Here is a 14,647-nt window from a genome sequence, read left to right as displayed (position 1 = left end):
AGCGCGTACTCGGGTTCCTCGAAGACCACCTACGAGGTCACCCTCAGGTGCGGGTGGCGGGCGCCGGCCCGCCGGACGGCCTAGTGGACGACGTCCTGCGGCGGCCCCGCTCGGACGGCCGGCCGAGGTCATGGGCGAGAGCGGCACTCCCGTAGCGTTCCCGCAGGCAGACGTTGACGATCCGCAGCGGCACGCCCCGCAGGACGGCCTCGTCGGACGCCCGGTCCACGCAGACGCCGGAGCCGAGGGGAGCCCGGGCAGCGCCGAGGCCGGAGCAGAGGGGAGTCCGGGTAGCGCCAGATGCCGCAGCCCAGGGGAGCCCGGGCAGCGCCAGACGCCGCAGCCCAGGGGAGCCCGGGTCGCGCCAGGCCCCGGGGGCACGCCCGCCCGAGAAGCGCCCCGGGTCAACAGGCCGGCGCACCCCGAGCAAGGCCCCGCACCGGAGCCGAGTGGCCCGCTCGATGGACCGAGTGGCCCCTGGGCCGTCGCCGGTCAGGCGGAGCACGCTGGCAGCAGTTCCCCACCCGTCGGGAGGCAGGCCATGATCACCACCCCCACGCCCAGCATGCTGCGCGCCCTGCCCGCCGAACACCGGCGCCGGCTGATGCGCGTCGCCCGCGAGGTGTCGTTCCCGCAAGGGGCGCGCCTGTTCGAGGAGGGCAGCCGGGCCGACCGGTTCTGGATCATCCGGACCGGCACCGTCCAGCTCGACATGCATGTGCCGGGCCGTCGGCCGGCCGTCATCGAGACCCTCCGGCACAACGAACTCGTCGGCTGGTCCTGGCTGTTCACCCCGCACAGCTGGCACCTGGGCGCCGAGGCCACGAGCCCGGTACGGGCGTACGAGTTCGACGCCACGGCCGTCCGCCTGATGTGCCAGGAGGACCCGGCCATGGGCAGCTCCGTGGCCCAGTGGGTCGGGGACGTGCTCGCCCACCGACTGCACTCCGCCCGGATCCGGCTCCTGGACCTGTACGCCCCGTACGGCTCCGGCAGCATCGTCTGAAGGCGAGGAGTCGTCATGACGCCCACCGTGGCCTCCGTCGGCCGCAGGGCCACCTTCATGGAGATCGTGCGGCTGATGCGGGACCTGCCCAAGGAGGAGTTCCGCGACAGCGACCCGGACCGGTACACACAGCTGCGCCGCCTGCCCGACCTGGCGAAGGCCGGGGCGGTCACCGCGGAGGAGCTGATGACCTCACCGGCGCTCACCACCCGCGCGGACACGACGCTCGCCCAGGCGGCCCGCACCATGGCCCACGCCAGGGTCAAGCGGCTGCCCGTGGTGGACGAACTCGGTCTCCACGAGGGCGTCGTCAGCCGGTCCGACCTGCTCAGCCCCCGGGCTCGGCGATCCGCGTCCAGGTCGACGACGGTGCGGTCCGGCTCGTCGACCGGGTCCGGGACACCTCCCTGATCCCCGTCGCCGCGCGGTTGGTGCGGGCCGTCGAGGGCGTGGTGGACGTGGACTTCGAGCTGGGGGAACACGGACCGTCGGTCACCAGCGCCACCAGCGCCACCAGCGCCAGCAGCGCCAGCAGCGCCACCAGCGCCACCAGCGCCACCAGCGCCAGCAGCGCCAGCAGCGCCACCAGCGCCACCAGCGCCGCTCGCTCCAAGGACGTCCGGCCTTCTGGGGCACCCTGGGCCGGTCGGCCCTAGTACCTCCGGCCCCCGCGAGCGATGATCGGCCTCAGGGACAGCCCGCAGTCCGTCCGCCACCGGGGAACGAGGGGTCGTCATGACCGAGCCAGGCACCTTCACGGAAGACCGTCCGATCCGTGTCTTCCTGCTGGACGACCACGAGGTCGTACGGCGGGGCCTGACCGACCTGCTCGACGCCGAACCGGACATCTCGGTGGTCGGCGACGCCGGCACCGTCGAGCAGGCCCTGGTCCGCGGCCCGGCGCTGCGCCCCCACGTGGCCGTGCTCGACGTACGCCTCCCGGACGGCGACGGCATCACCGTCTGCCGCGAACTGCGCAGCCGGATGCCGGAATTGGCCTGTCTGATGCTGACGTCGTTCGACGACGAGGACGCCCTCCTCGACGCCATCATGGCCGGCGCCTCGGGCTATGTCCTCAAGCAGATCAGGGGCTCCGACCTGGTCTCGGCGGTCCGCACGGTCGCCTCCGGCCAGTCCATGCTGGACCCCGCGACCACGGCCCGTCTGATGCGCTCGCTGCGCGCCGACCCGGCCGGGACGCCGACGATCGCGCCCGAACTGGCCGGCCTGTCCCCGCGGGAGCGGGACATCCTCGCCCTGATCGGCGACGGTCTGACCAACCGCGAGATCGGCAAGAAGCTGTACCTGTCGGAGAAGACCGTCAAGAACCACATCTCCCGGCTGCTGGCCAAACTCGGCGTCCAGCGCCGCGTCCAGGCCGCGGTCCTCGCCTCGCAGCTGGAACAGTCGGAGCCGGGCGACCGGCCCACCAGGTGAGGGCCCTCCACCCTGGCCCGAACGCCCGCCGGGGCGTAGTTCGCGCAGCAGTCCTACGGCAGGGGTGGCCGATGCCCGGGTACGGCACGCCCGCCGCCCGTCTCACCATCCACCTCGACGCCTCGCAACTGTGGCACCACCGGCCGGCCTACGCCGAACTCGTCCACCGCGCCCACCGCGCCCACCGCGCGGACCTGTCCGGCGCGAGCGTCTTCCAGGGCGTCCTCGGCTTCGGAGCGGGGGACCCCATGTCCGCCAAGGGGCCCTGCGCGGTGGTCGTGGTCGACGACGAGCCGCGGTTGCGGTCCTTCCTGCCGCTGGTGGCCGACGTCCTGGGCGAGACGTCCGCGGTCGCCGTCCTGGACCGCGTCCACATCCCCTCCCCGCAGGTCGACGAGTGAGCCGGGGGAGCGGGGACGGTATCCCCTCCCCGCAGGTCGACGAGCGAGCCGGGACAGCGTGCGCGGTATCCACTCCCCGCAGGTCGATGCGTGAGCCGGGGCGGCGCAGGCGGTTGGTTGAATCCCGCGCCCGTGTCCGGAATACCGGCCAGTCACCTGCGCCGAGCCCTTCACCCGCCTACGCTCGCCCCGTGCTGCGCATCACCGACGCCCGAACCGGCGAGCCCGTCGACGCCGTCCCCGCCCGGAGGGGCCTGACCCGGGTCGAGGCCCACGTGCCGGGCTACGACCCCTCCGCCCTGAGAGTCCTGCTCGTCGCCGACCTCCTCGCCCGGGCCCTGGAGATCGGCGGCACCCCCGTGTGGGCGCTGCTCACCGGCCGCCGCGAACAGGCGGAGCTGCAGGCGCGCGCCGCCGCCCTCGGCATCCGGCCCTTCGAGGACCGCCGGGACGTCGGCCCCGGCTGGGGCGAGAGCCAGGCCGTCCATGTCGTCGGCGAGGGCGGCGCGATCCCCGACGGCGTCCGGGTCGCCGTCGCGCCCGTCGAGACGTCCGAGGTCCCGGCGGACGCCGACCCCGCCGAGGTCCGCCTCGCCCTGCTCACCCCGCCCCGGAGCACGCCCGCACGGCTGGACGAGGCAGCCCTGGCCGAGGCCCGCGGCACCCTCGTACGCTGGCGCCGGGCCGTCGCCGCCTGGGCCCGGCATCCGTCGCGGCCCGTGCCCGACAAGGTGCGCGGACGTCTCCGCACCGCCTGGGAGGACGACTTGGACGTACCCGAGGTGCTGCGTGTGCTGGAGTGGGTCGAGGAGTCGGAGCTGCCCGAGGGCGCCCGCTTCGAGACGTACGCGTACGCGGACCGGCTGCTCGGCCTCGACCTCACCCGCGACCTGGGGTCCCCGGCATGAACGCGCGCACCGGAGCGGGCCCGCTGCGCCGGCTGGTCGTGCTGAGACACGCCAAGTCCGCCTGGCCCGAGGGCGTCGCCGACCACGAACGCCCCCTCGGACCCCGCGGCCGCCGCGACGCGCCCGAGGCGGGCCGTGTCCTCGCCGCCTCCGACCTGCTGCCCGACCTCGCCCTGTGCTCCACCGCCGTACGCGCCCGCCACACCTGGGAGCTGGCCTCCGCCCAGTGGGGCACCCCGCCACCGGTACGCCTCGACCCGGAGCTGTACGGGGCCGACGTACCGGAGCTGCTGGCGGCCGTGCACGAGACGCCTCCCGAGGTCGAGACACTGCTCCTCGTCGGCCACAACCCCGGCCTGGAGGAGCTGGTCCTCACGCTGGCCGGCGACAGCCTCGACGACGCCCTGGACGAGGTGCGGGTGAAGTTCCCGACCTCGGCGATCGCGGTCCTGGCCTGGCACGGCACGTCCTGGCGGGCCCTGGAGCCGGGCACCGCGCTGCTCACCTCCGTGCTGGTGCCGCGGGGCAGGAAGTGACCGGGGCGGGCCCCGGACGGACACGCGGCCGGTGTTCGATCACCGATTAGGCTGGCCGGATGCCGGACGAGTACCGCACAGTGGCCCGCGCGGGTGTGCACGAGACCGAGGTCAACCGCTCCCGCTTCCTGTGCGCCCTCGCCCCGGCGGCCACCGAGCAGGAGGCCCAGGACTTCGTCGCGTCCGTCCGCAAGGAGCACACCGACGCCACCCACAACTGCTACGCGTACGTCATCGGCGCCGACGCCGCGATCCAGAAGGCGAGCGACGACGGCGAACCCGGCGGCACCGCGGGCGTCCCCATGCTCCAGATGCTGCTGCGCCGCGACATGCGGTACGTCGTCGCCGTCGTCACCCGCTACTACGGCGGCGTCAAGCTCGGCGCGGGCGGACTCATCAGGGCGTACGGCGGCGCGGTCGGCGAGGCCCTGGACGCCGTCGGCACCCTCACGCGCCGCCGGTTCCGCCTCGCCACGGTGACCGTCGACCACCAGCGCGCCGGCAAGGTACAGAACGACCTGCGGTCCACCGGGCGCGCGGTGCGCGATGTCCGCTACGGCGAGGCGGTCACGATCGAGATCGGGCTGCCGGAGGGGGACGTGGAGGCGTTCCGGGGGTGGCTGGCGGACGCGACCGCGGGGACGGCGGGGTTCGAGCTCGGGGGAGAGGCGTACGGAGACGCCTAGTTGGGCGTTTCGGTCATAACGGGCCTACTCGGCTGCGGTCATGACGGGTCGATACGGGAGTAACCACCCGTGATGTCAGACCCGGCCGTTAGGGTCGGGGATCATGAGGCTGCTGCACACTTCCGACTGGCATCTCGGCCGGGCGTTCCACCGGGTCACCATGCTCGGGGCCCAGGCCGGGTTCATCGGTCACCTCGTCGCGACCGTGCGGGAGCGCGGGGTGGACGCGGTGGTCGTGTCGGGGGACGTGTACGACCGCGCGGTGCCGCCGCTCGCCGCGGTCGAGCTGTTCGACGACGCCCTGCACCGGCTCGCCGAGCTCGGTGTGCCGACGGTGATGATCTCCGGGAACCACGACTCGGCCCGCCGCCTGGGTGTGGGCGCGGGGCTGATCGGACGCGCCGGAATCCATCTGCGGACCGAGCCGGCGGCCTGCGGGACCCCCGTGGTGCTCTCGGACGCTCACGGCGACGTGGCCTTCTACGGTCTGCCCTATCTCGAACCGGCCCTGGTGAAGGACGAGTTCGGCGTCAAGAAGGCGGGCCACGAGGCCGTGCTCGCCGCCGCCATGGACCGCGTCCGCGCCGACCTCGCGACCCGCGCGCGGGGGACGCGCTCCGTCGTCCTCGCCCATGCCTTCGTCACCGGCGGCGAGGCCAGCGACAGCGAGCGGGACATCACCGTGGGCGGAGTGGCCGCCGTGCCCGCGGGTGTCTTCGACGGGGTCGACTACGTGGCCCTCGGGCATCTGCACGGCAGCCAGACCATCACCGAGCGCGTGCGCTACTCCGGCTCCCCGCTGCCGTACTCCTTCTCGGAGACCGACCACCGCAAGAGCATGTGGCTCGTCGACCTGGACGCCGAGGGCGCGGTCAGCGCCGAGCGGGTCGACTGCCCGGTGCCGCGCGCGCTGGCCCGGATCCGCGGGACGCTGGAGGAACTCCTCGCCGATCCGCGGCTCTTGCCGCAGGAGGAGGCCTGGGTCGAGGCCACCCTCACCGACCCGGTCCGCCCGGCGGAACCCATGGCCCGGCTCTGTGAGCGCTTCCCGCACACCCTCAGCCTCGTCTTCGATCCCGAGCGGGACCCTGACGACCCCGAGGTGTCCTACGCCCGGCGGCTGGCCGGGCGCAGTGACCAGGAGATCGCCGAGGACTTCGTGGCCCATGTGCGCGGCGCCGGGCCCGACGAGCGGGAACAGGCCGTGCTGCGGGACGCGTTCGACGCCGTGCGCGCGGACGAGGCCGTGCGGGAGGTGGCGCGGTGAGGCTGCACCGGCTGGACATCACCGCCTTCGGGCCGTTCGGCGGCTCCCAGAAGGTCGACTTCGACGAGCTGTCGGCCGCCGGACTGTTCCTGCTGCACGGCCCTACGGGCGCCGGGAAGACCTCCGTGCTCGACGCCGTCTGCTACGCGCTGTACGGCTCGGTGCCCGGCGCCCGGCAGAGCGGCCAGGGGACGGCCCTGCGCAGTGATCACGCGGCCGCGGGCACCCGCACCGAGATCCGCCTCGAACTGACCGTCGCCGGACGCCGGTTGGAGGTCACCCGCCAGCCGCCGTGGGAGCGCCCCAAGAAGCGCGGCTCCGGGACGACCCTCGACAAGGCGCAGAGCTGGCTGCGGGAGTACGACGCCGTGGCCGGGGCCTGGAAGGACCTGAGCCGGTCCCACCAGGAGATCGGCGAGGAGATCACCCAGCTGCTCGGCATGAGCCGCGAGCAGTTCTGCCAGGTCGTGCTGTTGCCCCAGGGCGACTTCGCGCGCTTCCTGCGGGCCGACGCCGAGGCGCGCGGCAAGCTGCTGGGACGGCTCTTCGACACCCACCGCTTCGCCGAGGTCGAGAAGCGGCTGGCCGAGCGGCGCCGCGCCGCCGAAGCCCAGGTGCGCGAGGCCGATGCCGCGCTGCTGGCGGACGCGCACCGCATGCAGCAGGCGGCCGGTGACGCCATGGAGCTGCCCGAGCTGGCGCCCGGGGAGCCGGGGCTGGCCGAGGCCGTCCTGAGCGCGGGCGCCGTCGCCCGCAGCACCGCCCGGGAACAGCTGACGATCGCCCACTGCGCGCTCGGTGCCGCCGAGTCCGCCCAGGCCGCCGCCGAGCGCGCCCTGGCCGACGTACGCGAGGTCGACCGGCTGCAACGGCGGTTCGCGCAGGCACGCGAGCGGGCCGCGCTGCTGGAGGAGCGGGCCGACGGCTACCGGCAGGCGCAGGCCCGGATGGAGCGGGCCCGCAAGGCGGAGGCGGTGGCACCCGCGCTGGAGCTGCGGGAGGCGGCCGAGGCCGAGCACCGGCGGGCGGCCGCGGCCGAGACCCGCGCGCGCGGGCTGCTGCCGGAGACCTTCGCGGGGGCGGGCGCCGCCGGGCTCGCCACCGCCGCACGCCGGGCGGCCGAGGAGCTGGGCGGCCTGGACTCGGCCCGGCGCGCCGAACAGCGGCTCGGCGAACTCGTCCGCGAGCGTGCCGAGCTGGACGGCGAGGAGCGGTCCGACGAGAAGGTCCTCCAGGAGGCCGAGACCTGGCTCGCGGGGTGGGAGGAGGCCCGTGCGGGGCTCCAGCACGGCGTGGAGTCCGCCCAGGAGGCGGCCACCCGTGCCGAACAGCTGGCCGTGCAGCGGGAGCCCGCCCGCAAGCGGCTCGCCGCCGCACGCCAGCGCGACCAGTTCGCCCGGGACACCGACGACGCCCAGCAGCAGGTCGTCGAGGCGACGGATCGCGCCCAGGAGGCCCGCGCGAAGTGGCTGGAGGTCAAGGAGCAGCGGCTGAACGGCATCGCCGCCGAACTCGCCGCCCAGCTCACCGACGGCGAGCCCTGCGCGGTCTGCGGCGCCACCGAGCACCCCGCGCCCGCCCGCAAGGACGCGGGACACGTCGACCGGGAGACCGAGGAGCGCGCGCTCACCGCTTCGCAGCACGCCGACGAACAGCGGGCCGAGGCCGAGCGCCGCCTCGCCTTCGTCCAGCGCGCTCTGGCCGCCGCCCAGGGCGAGGCCGGAGACACCTCCACCGAGGAACTCGCCGTACAGGCCGACGACTTGGAGGGCGAGTACGCCCAGGTCCGCACCCTCGCCTCGGCGCTGCACACCGCGACGGAACAGCTCCGCCAGGCCGAGCGGGAGCGCGAGCAACGACTGGCCGCCCAGCGGGAGGCCGCCGTGCGCACCGCCTCCCGCGCCGCCCGACGGGACGCCCTGGACCGGGAACGCACCACCCTGGAAGCGGAGTTGGCCGAAGCGCGCGGTGCCGCCGACACCGTGGCCGCCCGCGCCGACCAGCTGGAGCGGCAGGCGGCGCTGCTCACCGACGCCGCCGACGCCGCGCGCGTCGCCGAGGACACCGCCCAGCGGCTCAAGGACGCCGACGCCCGGCTCGCCGACGCCGCCTTCCGGGCCGGTTTCGACACCCCGCAGGCCGCGGCCGCCGCCCTCCTCGACGCGGCGGCCCACCGCGACCTCCAGCACCGCCTGGACGCCTGGCAGACCGAGGAGGCCGCCGTACGGGCCGTGCTCGCCGAGGCCGACACCGCCGAGGCGGCCCAACAGCCGCCCGCCGACGTCCTCGCGGCCGAGCGGGCCGCCGCCGACGCGGGCCGCAGGGTCCGCGAGGCCGCCTCCGCACGCGACGCGGCCGCCCGGCGCTGCGCCGAACTCGACCGCCTCTCCGCCCGCTCCGTCGCCGGCCTCGGACGGCTGGCGCCGCTGCGCGAGGAGTACGACCGGGTGGCCCGGCTGTCCTCGCTCGCCGCCGGCACCTCCGCGGACAACGAACGCAAGATGCGCCTGGAGTCCTATGTGCTCGCGGCCCGCCTGGAGCAGGTCGCGGCCGCCGCCACCGCGCGTCTGCAACGGATGTCGTCAGGGCGCTACACCCTCGTCCACTCCGACGACCGCACCGGCCGCGGCCGCAGCGGACTCGGACTCCATGTCGTCGACGCCTGGACCGGACGGGAGCGGGACACGGCCACCCTGTCGGGCGGCGAGACCTTCTTCGCCTCCCTCGCCCTGGCCCTCGGCCTCGCGGACGTCGTCACCGACGAGGCCGGCGGGGTCAGGCTCGACACCCTCTTCATCGACGAGGGCTTCGGCAGCCTCGACGACCAGACCCTCGACGAGGTCCTCGACGTCCTGGACTCCCTGCGGGAACGCGACCGCAGCGTCGGCATCGTGAGCCATGTGGCCGATCTGCGCCGCCGCATCCACGCACAACTGGAGGTCGTGAAGGGGCGGTCGGGGTCGGTGCTGAAGCAGCGGGGCGGAGGCTAGTGCTGTGACCGAAAGGTCAGGAGAACTCGCCGACGCCGGCAGACAGGGAAAGGAAGAACGCGACCTGAGTGCCGGTCACGTACGCCGCAAGGGTGAGCCGGCGTTCACCGGCGACGTGAAGAGACGAAGATCACTGCCCGCGGCAGGGGCGCCACCGCACCCGGCGGTCACCTCGGCGATCTTCACGGGGTTACGCAGCCGGACGAGACCGTCACCAGTTACTGACGAAGAGTCAAGTTCTCGCCAAGTTGGCGGTCCTTCGAAAAGTGGCCGTGCCCATGGCCGGTTCACTCGCCCTGGCTGTATCCGTCTCGCTGCTCCAGGGAAGCGAGCCGGCCTTCGCCGCACCTCATGCCGCGCCGGCCAAGGCTGATCGGCACTGGGCGACGCAGGCGGCCGACCTGCCGTCGGCGCGGGTGGCCGCGCGGTTGTCGGGCAAGCGGGTCGAGGCGCTGTCGGAGCGTTCGGAGACGTCCACGACGTGGGTGAACCCGAACGGGTCGCTGACCACGGAGCTCGCAGCCGGCCCGGTGCGGTTCAAGCGCGGCGGACAGTGGACCGACGTGGACCTCGACCTGGCGGCTCGCGCCGACGGCACGGTCGCTCCCGCCGCTCACCCCGAGGGCCTGGTCCTGGGCGGCAAGGGCGGCAGCAGGCCGGCCTCGCTGAAGGCGGCGGGCAAGGCCGCGGCGCGCACCCTGGTCACTCTCGGGCAGGGCCAGGAGCAGGTCGAACTGCAGTGGAAGGGCGGCCTGCCCACCCCCGTCCTGGACGGCCCCAAGGCGACCTACCGTGATGCGGTGCCCGGCGCGGACGTGGTCGTGGAAGCCACCCGGTCCGGGTTCGAGCAGTACGTGACCATCAAGCAGCGCCCGTCCGCGGGCGGTTGCCTACACGATGCCGCTCAGGGCCAAGGGCCTCAAAGCCGCGCAGCAGGCCGACGGCAGTGTGGTCTTCACCGACGCCAAGTCGGGTAGGAAGCGTGCGGTGATACCCGCCCCAATGATGTGGGACGCCACCGTGGACCCGGTCTCCGGTGAGCACACCCACCGGGCGAAGGTCGCCTTGAAGGTCGTCCAGCACGGCTCCAGCATCGACCTGCTCTTCACCCCGGACGCCGCCTTCCTCGCCGACAAGGCGACGAAGTTCCCGGTCACGGTGGACCCCTCCACCACGGCGCTGAGCAACGTCTTGACACCTACGTGCAGCAGGGCGAGACGGTCGACTGGTCCGCAGACACCTCCCACACCGACGCTGACGGCGCGACCACCACCACCAAGCACGACGCACTCGACAGGCCCACCGTCGTCACCGACAGCGTGCCGTCGACCACCAACTACACCTACGACACCGGCATCGCCCCCCGAGGCCTGGCCACCTCGGTCACCGACTCCGTCGCCGGCGCCTTCTCAGCCCGCTACGACGCCGGCGGCACCGTAGCGAGCCAGGGCCTGCCCGGCGGTTACACCGTGGAGCAGGACCCGGACCCGGCCGGAACACCCGTCACCCGTACCTACACCCGGGACGACGACGGCACCGACGCGGTCTGCACGACCCGCTCCCCGGCTCCATCTATAACAAGGTGAGGAAGTACCTGTCCCGCAACCAGTCGCACCTACTGCGATCAGTTGCCCCGGGCGGCCGGTCCACCGACCGGCCGCCCGGGCCCACTTCTCGAAGAAGAAAAAGGAAAGGATGCGAAGATCGTGAGCGGACTCGCCAAGGTCTACCTGCTCTGGCATGTGCACCACCAGGCCGAAGAGGACGGCGAGGTATGGCACTTCACCCACCCCGACGACTTCTGGTCCGACGAAGAAGCCGGAGACGATGTCAAACATCTCGGCACCTATTCAAGCCGCGAACGGGCACAGGAACGTATTGAACGCGCTCGGACTCTCCCTGGATTCGCCGACGAGCCCAACTGCTTCTACATCGAGGAAGCAGTGATCGATGAGGACCACTGGACAGAGGGATACATTTCGGAATCCTGAGAGGTCGTTCTATCCCGGTGTTCTGTCCAGGAAGGTCAGCGCCCCAGGGGGCGGCGGGGGAGCGGGGAGGAGTAGACGACGCTCGTCGTCACCGAGCCCAGCGTGCCGATCTTGCCCGACACCTCCTCCAGGTGCCGCATCGAGCGGGCCGCGACCTTGATGACGAAGCAGTCGTCACCGGTCACATGGTGCGCCTCCAGGATCTCGGGCGTCACGGCGACCAGGTCGTGGAAGGGCTTGTAGTTGCCGTTGGGGTACCGGAGGCGGACGAACGCCAGGATCGGCAGGCCCAGCCGGTCGGGGTCCACGACGGCGGCGTACCCCTGGATGACCCCCGCCTCCTCGAGGCGCCGCACCCGCTCCGTGACCGCGCTCGCGGACATCGAGACGGCACGGGCGAGCTCGGCGAAACTGGCCCGGCCCTCCCGCTGGAGGACATCGAGGATGCGCCAGTCGGTGGCGTCCGGGGAATACGCGGTCATGTCTGAGAGATAGCAGGGGAATCCCCGGCCCGGCAAGGCTCACGCCGTGGAATCCCTCTTCAGCTTGTTGATCATCAACCGTAGATTTCTGGGCATGACGACAACCGACGCGCCCACTGTGAACCCCGTCCTGCGCACCGCCCCGGCCACCCCGGCCGAGGCCGCCGCCTACTTCCGCGCCAGCCTGGTCTTCCACGCGGACGTCTCCGATGTCGCCACCACGCTCGCCGCGGACGGCGACCCCGGCTTCGTGGTTCTCGACTCCCGCTCCACCGCCGCCTGGGACCAGGGCCACGTCCCGGGCGCGGTCCACCTGCCCACCGCGCTCATCCCCGAGCAGGCGGAACAGCTCCTCGACAGGTCCGTGCCGGTGGTGACGTACTGCTGGGGTCCCGGCTGCAACGGCGCCACCCGCGCCGCGCTCGCCCTCGCCGAACTCGGATACCAGGTCAAGGAGATGCTCGGCGGCTTCGAGTACTGGGTGCGCGAGGGCTTCGAGTTCGAGACCTGGGAGGGCCGCGAGCGGCGCACCGCCGACTCCCTGACCGCGCCGGTGGACGCGGAGGACTGCGGCTGCTGAGTCCCCGCAATCCCCGTAGGGTTCCTGTGCAGTTGCAACCTCGGGGTCCCGGTGCGTGTAGGTTCTGGCCCATGGTGAGATACGCGGAGCCGGGCGCGGTGGAGTGGGTGGAGTCGGGCGGCGGCCCGCTCATAGCGGTCCCGGAGACGGTGCTGCCGTTCTGGGCGGGCGCCGACGGCGACGAGACGGCGTCCGACTACGACCGGGCCTGTGAAGTCGAGGGCTGCGTCGGTCTGTTGCCGGTCGGCGACGCCGCCGCCCTGGTCCTCGGCGACGAACCCGCCTCGACCTCCTACCTCCCCGACCACGGCACCTTCGTACGGTGGTGCGCCGCCGAGTCCGAGGACGATCTCCTCGCTCAGGTCCCCGCCGCGCTCGCCACGGCCGTGTGGGAGGACGAGGTGAGCTGGGCCGTGCCCGGCCCGGTCGTCCTGTTCGACGCGGCCTGGCCCGGCAACGACTCGGTGAACACCGACCACTTGAAGATCTCGCTCGCCCCCGGCCGCTATGCGGTGCGCGCGGCCAACGTGCGGCCCGGACCGGAGACCTGGCTGGGTCTGGTCCAGCTGCGCAGACTCGCGGACTGAGCGTCGTTCACGTGTGCCACCGAGGCGGGCCGGACGAACCGGCCCGCCTCGTCACCGTCCCGTCGTACGGATCACAGCAGGGCCAGCTCGTCCACCAGGTCGTCCAGCCCGAGCGAGCCCTGTGACAGCGCCGCCATGTGCCAGGCCTTCAGGTCGAACGCCTCGCCGTGCCGCGCCCGGGCCTTCTCCCGGCCCAGCAGCCAGGCCCGCTCGCCGAGCTTGTAGCCGATCGCCTGGCCCGGGATCGTGAGGTAGCGGGTCAGCTCGCTCTCCACGAAGTCCGCCGGACGGCTGCTGTGCGCGCCGAAGAACTCCTGCGCCAGCTCGGGCGTCCAGCGCTCGCCCGGGTGGAAGGGGGAGTCCGCCGGGATCTCCAGCTCCAGGTGCATGCCGATGTCGACGATGACCCGGGTGGCCCGCATCATCTGCGCGTCGAGATAGCCGAGCCGCTGCTCCGGGTCCGTGAGGAAGCCGAGCTCGTCCATCAGCCGCTCCGCGTACAGCGCCCAGCCCTCGGCGTTGGCGCTCACCCCGCCCACGGTGGCCTGGTAGCGGGAGAGGTCCGCCGCGACGTGCGCCCACTGCGCGAGCTGGAGGTGATGGCCGGGGACGCCCTCGTGGTACCAGGTCGAGACGAGGTCGTAGACCGGGAAACGGGTCTGGCCCATGGTCGGCAGCCAGGTGCGGCCCGGGCGCGAGAAGTCCTCCGAGGGGGCCGTGTAGTACGGGGCCGCCGCACCGCCGGGCGGGGCGATGCACGACTCCACCCTCCGCACCCGCTCGGCGAGTTCGAAGTGGGTGCCGTCCAGCGAGTCGATCGCCTGGTCCATCAGGCCCTGGAGCCAGTCGCGGACCTCGTCGACGCCCTCGATGTGCTTGCCGTGCTCGTCGAGGTGGGCGAGCGCCACCCACGGTGTCCCGGCGCGCGGCAGGATCTTCTCGGCCTCCAGCCGCATCTCGCCGAGCAGCCGGTGGTACTCGGACCAGCCGTAGGCGTACGCCTCGTCCAGGTCGAGGTCCGTGCCGTTGAAGTAGCGGGCCCAGCGGGCGTACCGCTCCCGGCCCACCGTGTCCGGGGCGCCCGCGATCGTCGGCACGTACACGTCCCGCATCCAGTCGCGCAGCTCCACCACGGCGGCCGTCGCGGTGCGGGCGGCCTCGTCCAGCTCCGCGCGCAGCGCCTCGGGGCCCGCGGCGACGAAGTCCTCGAACCAGCCGCGGCCGTTGCCGTCGGTGTCCGCCCACTCGGTGAGCTGCTCGACGAAGGTGGCGGTCGGGCGCGGTGCCGCGTACAGCTTGCGCTCCAGACCGAGCGCGAGGGACTCGCGGTAACCGGCGTACGCGGCCGGTACCGCCCGCAGCCGCTGGGCGATCGCTGCCCAGTCCTCCTCCGTCTCCATCGGGGTCACGGTGAAGATCTCACGGATCGAGTGCGCGGCCGTGGCCATGTTGCCGACCGAGCGCAGCCCCTCGTCGGCCTCGTGCACGGCGAGTTCGGCCGTCAGCCGCTCCCGCAGCAGCCTGCCGCAGCGGCGCTCGATGTCGCTGTCCGCGCCGGGCTGCCGCTCGGCCTCGTCCAGCTTCGCGAGCGTGGCCCGCTGAAGCTCCGCGAGCGCCTCCTGGCCCGCCGGCGAGGTGTCGGGCAGCCTGCTCGAACTCTCCTTCGCACCCAGGTAGGTGCCGGTGATCGGATCGAGGGCGATGAGCTCGTCGACGTAGGCGTCGGCGACCTGACGGGGCAGCTTGATCTGGGTCTCAGACATGCGGTCCATCCTC

The 14,647-nt window shown here is 73.2% G+C and carries 14 protein-coding genes and 2 pseudogenes; 13 read left to right on the top strand and 3 right to left on the bottom strand.

Annotated elements, in window-relative coordinates; all coding sequences use genetic code 11:
* Positions 1–43 precede the first annotated feature (43 nt).
* On the bottom strand, positions 44–229 hold the full coding sequence (locus tag ACFYZ8_RS19150; RefSeq protein WP_388529701.1) for a hypothetical protein: 186 nt from the start codon (positions 227–229) through the stop codon (positions 44–46).
* Between the two features lie 312 nt (positions 230–541).
* On the opposite strand from ACFYZ8_RS19150, the gene ACFYZ8_RS19145 reads away from it, so the two are divergent.
* The 11 genes and pseudogenes from ACFYZ8_RS19145 (at position 542) to ACFYZ8_RS19095 (ending at position 11,222) form a co-directional block, all read left to right on the top strand.
* On the top strand, positions 542–1,006 hold the full coding sequence (locus tag ACFYZ8_RS19145) for a cyclic nucleotide-binding domain-containing protein (RefSeq protein WP_359032157.1): 465 nt from the start codon (positions 542–544) through the stop codon (positions 1,004–1,006).
* Between the two features lie 15 nt (positions 1,007–1,021).
* Positions 1,022–1,497, top strand: a pseudogene (locus ACFYZ8_RS19140) (CBS domain-containing protein); the annotation flags it as partial.
* 244 nt (positions 1,498–1,741) lie between these two features.
* Positions 1,742–2,443, top strand: coding sequence for a response regulator (locus ACFYZ8_RS19135; protein WP_388529703.1), 702 nt, complete (start codon positions 1,742–1,744; stop codon positions 2,441–2,443).
* 71 nt (positions 2,444–2,514) lie between these two features.
* Positions 2,515–2,844: a DUF190 domain-containing protein gene (locus ACFYZ8_RS19130; protein ID WP_388529706.1), complete on the top strand. Its 330-nt coding sequence runs from the start codon at positions 2,515–2,517 to the stop codon at positions 2,842–2,844.
* A 191-nt stretch (positions 2,845–3,035) separates the two neighbouring features.
* Positions 3,036–3,752, top strand: a complete 717-nt coding sequence (locus ACFYZ8_RS19125; protein WP_388529709.1) for a hypothetical protein — start codon at positions 3,036–3,038, stop codon at positions 3,750–3,752.
* Entirely contained in the window at positions 3,749–4,288 is a 540-nt protein-coding gene (locus tag ACFYZ8_RS19120) for a histidine phosphatase family protein (RefSeq protein ID WP_359032153.1), read from the top strand. Before ACFYZ8_RS19125 ends, ACFYZ8_RS19120 begins: the two co-directional genes overlap by 4 nt.
* Before the next feature lie 59 nt (positions 4,289–4,347).
* Positions 4,348–4,974, top strand: a complete 627-nt coding sequence (locus tag ACFYZ8_RS19115; RefSeq protein ID WP_388529712.1) for a YigZ family protein — start codon at positions 4,348–4,350, stop codon at positions 4,972–4,974.
* 103 nt (positions 4,975–5,077) lie between these two features.
* The gene (locus ACFYZ8_RS19110; protein ID WP_388529715.1) at positions 5,078–6,241 is read left to right on the top strand and encodes an exonuclease SbcCD subunit D; all 1,164 of its coding nucleotides are present in this window, start codon (positions 5,078–5,080) and stop codon (positions 6,239–6,241) included.
* Positions 6,238–9,231 (top strand): AAA family ATPase, encoded by a 2,994-nt coding sequence (locus tag ACFYZ8_RS19105; RefSeq protein ID WP_388529718.1) that lies wholly within the window; start codon positions 6,238–6,240, stop codon positions 9,229–9,231. Before ACFYZ8_RS19110 ends, ACFYZ8_RS19105 begins: the two co-directional genes overlap by 4 nt.
* 278 nt (positions 9,232–9,509) lie before the next feature.
* Positions 9,510–10,472 (top strand): annotated as a pseudogene (locus tag ACFYZ8_RS19100) (sugar-binding protein); the annotation flags it as partial.
* Positions 10,473–10,937: 465 nt separating this feature from the next.
* Positions 10,938–11,222 (top strand): hypothetical protein, encoded by a 285-nt coding sequence (locus ACFYZ8_RS19095; RefSeq protein WP_388529721.1) that lies wholly within the window; start codon positions 10,938–10,940, stop codon positions 11,220–11,222.
* Between the two features lie 35 nt (positions 11,223–11,257).
* On the opposite strand, the gene ACFYZ8_RS19090 is transcribed toward ACFYZ8_RS19095, so the two are convergent.
* Positions 11,258–11,704, bottom strand: a complete 447-nt coding sequence (locus tag ACFYZ8_RS19090) for an Lrp/AsnC family transcriptional regulator (RefSeq protein ID WP_123987747.1) — start codon at positions 11,702–11,704, stop codon at positions 11,258–11,260.
* A 94-nt stretch (positions 11,705–11,798) separates the two neighbouring features.
* On the opposite strand from ACFYZ8_RS19090, the gene ACFYZ8_RS19085 reads away from it, so the two are divergent.
* Both ACFYZ8_RS19085 and ACFYZ8_RS19080 read left to right on the top strand, forming a co-directional pair.
* Positions 11,799–12,284, top strand: coding sequence for a rhodanese-like domain-containing protein (locus ACFYZ8_RS19085; RefSeq protein ID WP_388529725.1), 486 nt, complete (start codon positions 11,799–11,801; stop codon positions 12,282–12,284).
* A 71-nt stretch (positions 12,285–12,355) separates the two neighbouring features.
* The gene (locus tag ACFYZ8_RS19080; protein ID WP_388529728.1) at positions 12,356–12,871 is read left to right on the top strand and encodes an immunity 21 family protein; all 516 of its coding nucleotides are present in this window, start codon (positions 12,356–12,358) and stop codon (positions 12,869–12,871) included.
* A 71-nt stretch (positions 12,872–12,942) separates the two neighbouring features.
* Here the strand turns inward: ACFYZ8_RS19080 and ACFYZ8_RS19075 are convergent, their stop codons facing one another.
* Positions 12,943–14,634 carry a DUF885 domain-containing protein gene (locus tag ACFYZ8_RS19075; RefSeq protein WP_388529730.1) on the bottom strand — a complete coding sequence of 564 codons (1,692 nt, stop codon included), beginning with the start codon at positions 14,632–14,634 and terminating at the stop codon, positions 12,943–12,945.
* Between the last annotated feature and the right edge of the window lie 13 nt (positions 14,635–14,647).

Source organism: Streptomyces sp. NPDC001668, assembly GCF_042893155.1.
Classification (GTDB): domain Bacteria; phylum Actinomycetota; class Actinomycetes; order Streptomycetales; family Streptomycetaceae; genus Streptomyces.
Note: the sequence above shows the minus strand (reverse complement) of the source record. Positions and strands in the feature narration are given on the sequence as shown.

What these genes read in the sequence shown, in the direction of transcription:
- ACFYZ8_RS19135 (WP_388529703.1), top strand. Translation starts at nt 1,742, where the DNA reads ATGACCGAGCCAGGCACCTTCACGGAAGACCGTCCGATCCGTGTCTTC.
- ACFYZ8_RS19090 (WP_123987747.1), bottom strand. Translation starts at nt 11,704, where the DNA reads ATGACCGCGTATTCCCCGGACGCCACCGACTGGCGCATCCTCGATGTC.
- ACFYZ8_RS19075 (WP_388529730.1), bottom strand. Translation starts at nt 14,634, where the DNA reads ATGTCTGAGACCCAGATCAAGCTGCCCCGTCAGGTCGCCGACGCCTAC.
- ACFYZ8_RS19120 (WP_359032153.1), top strand. Translation starts at nt 3,749, where the DNA reads ATGAACGCGCGCACCGGAGCGGGCCCGCTGCGCCGGCTGGTCGTGCTG.
- ACFYZ8_RS19145 (WP_359032157.1), top strand. Translation starts at nt 542, where the DNA reads ATGATCACCACCCCCACGCCCAGCATGCTGCGCGCCCTGCCCGCCGAA.
- ACFYZ8_RS19080 (WP_388529728.1), top strand. Translation starts at nt 12,356, where the DNA reads ATGGTGAGATACGCGGAGCCGGGCGCGGTGGAGTGGGTGGAGTCGGGC.
- ACFYZ8_RS19110 (WP_388529715.1), top strand. Translation starts at nt 5,078, where the DNA reads ATGAGGCTGCTGCACACTTCCGACTGGCATCTCGGCCGGGCGTTCCAC.
- ACFYZ8_RS19130 (WP_388529706.1), top strand. Translation starts at nt 2,515, where the DNA reads ATGCCCGGGTACGGCACGCCCGCCGCCCGTCTCACCATCCACCTCGAC.
- ACFYZ8_RS19085 (WP_388529725.1), top strand. Translation starts at nt 11,799, where the DNA reads ATGACGACAACCGACGCGCCCACTGTGAACCCCGTCCTGCGCACCGCC.
- ACFYZ8_RS19115 (WP_388529712.1), top strand. Translation starts at nt 4,348, where the DNA reads ATGCCGGACGAGTACCGCACAGTGGCCCGCGCGGGTGTGCACGAGACC.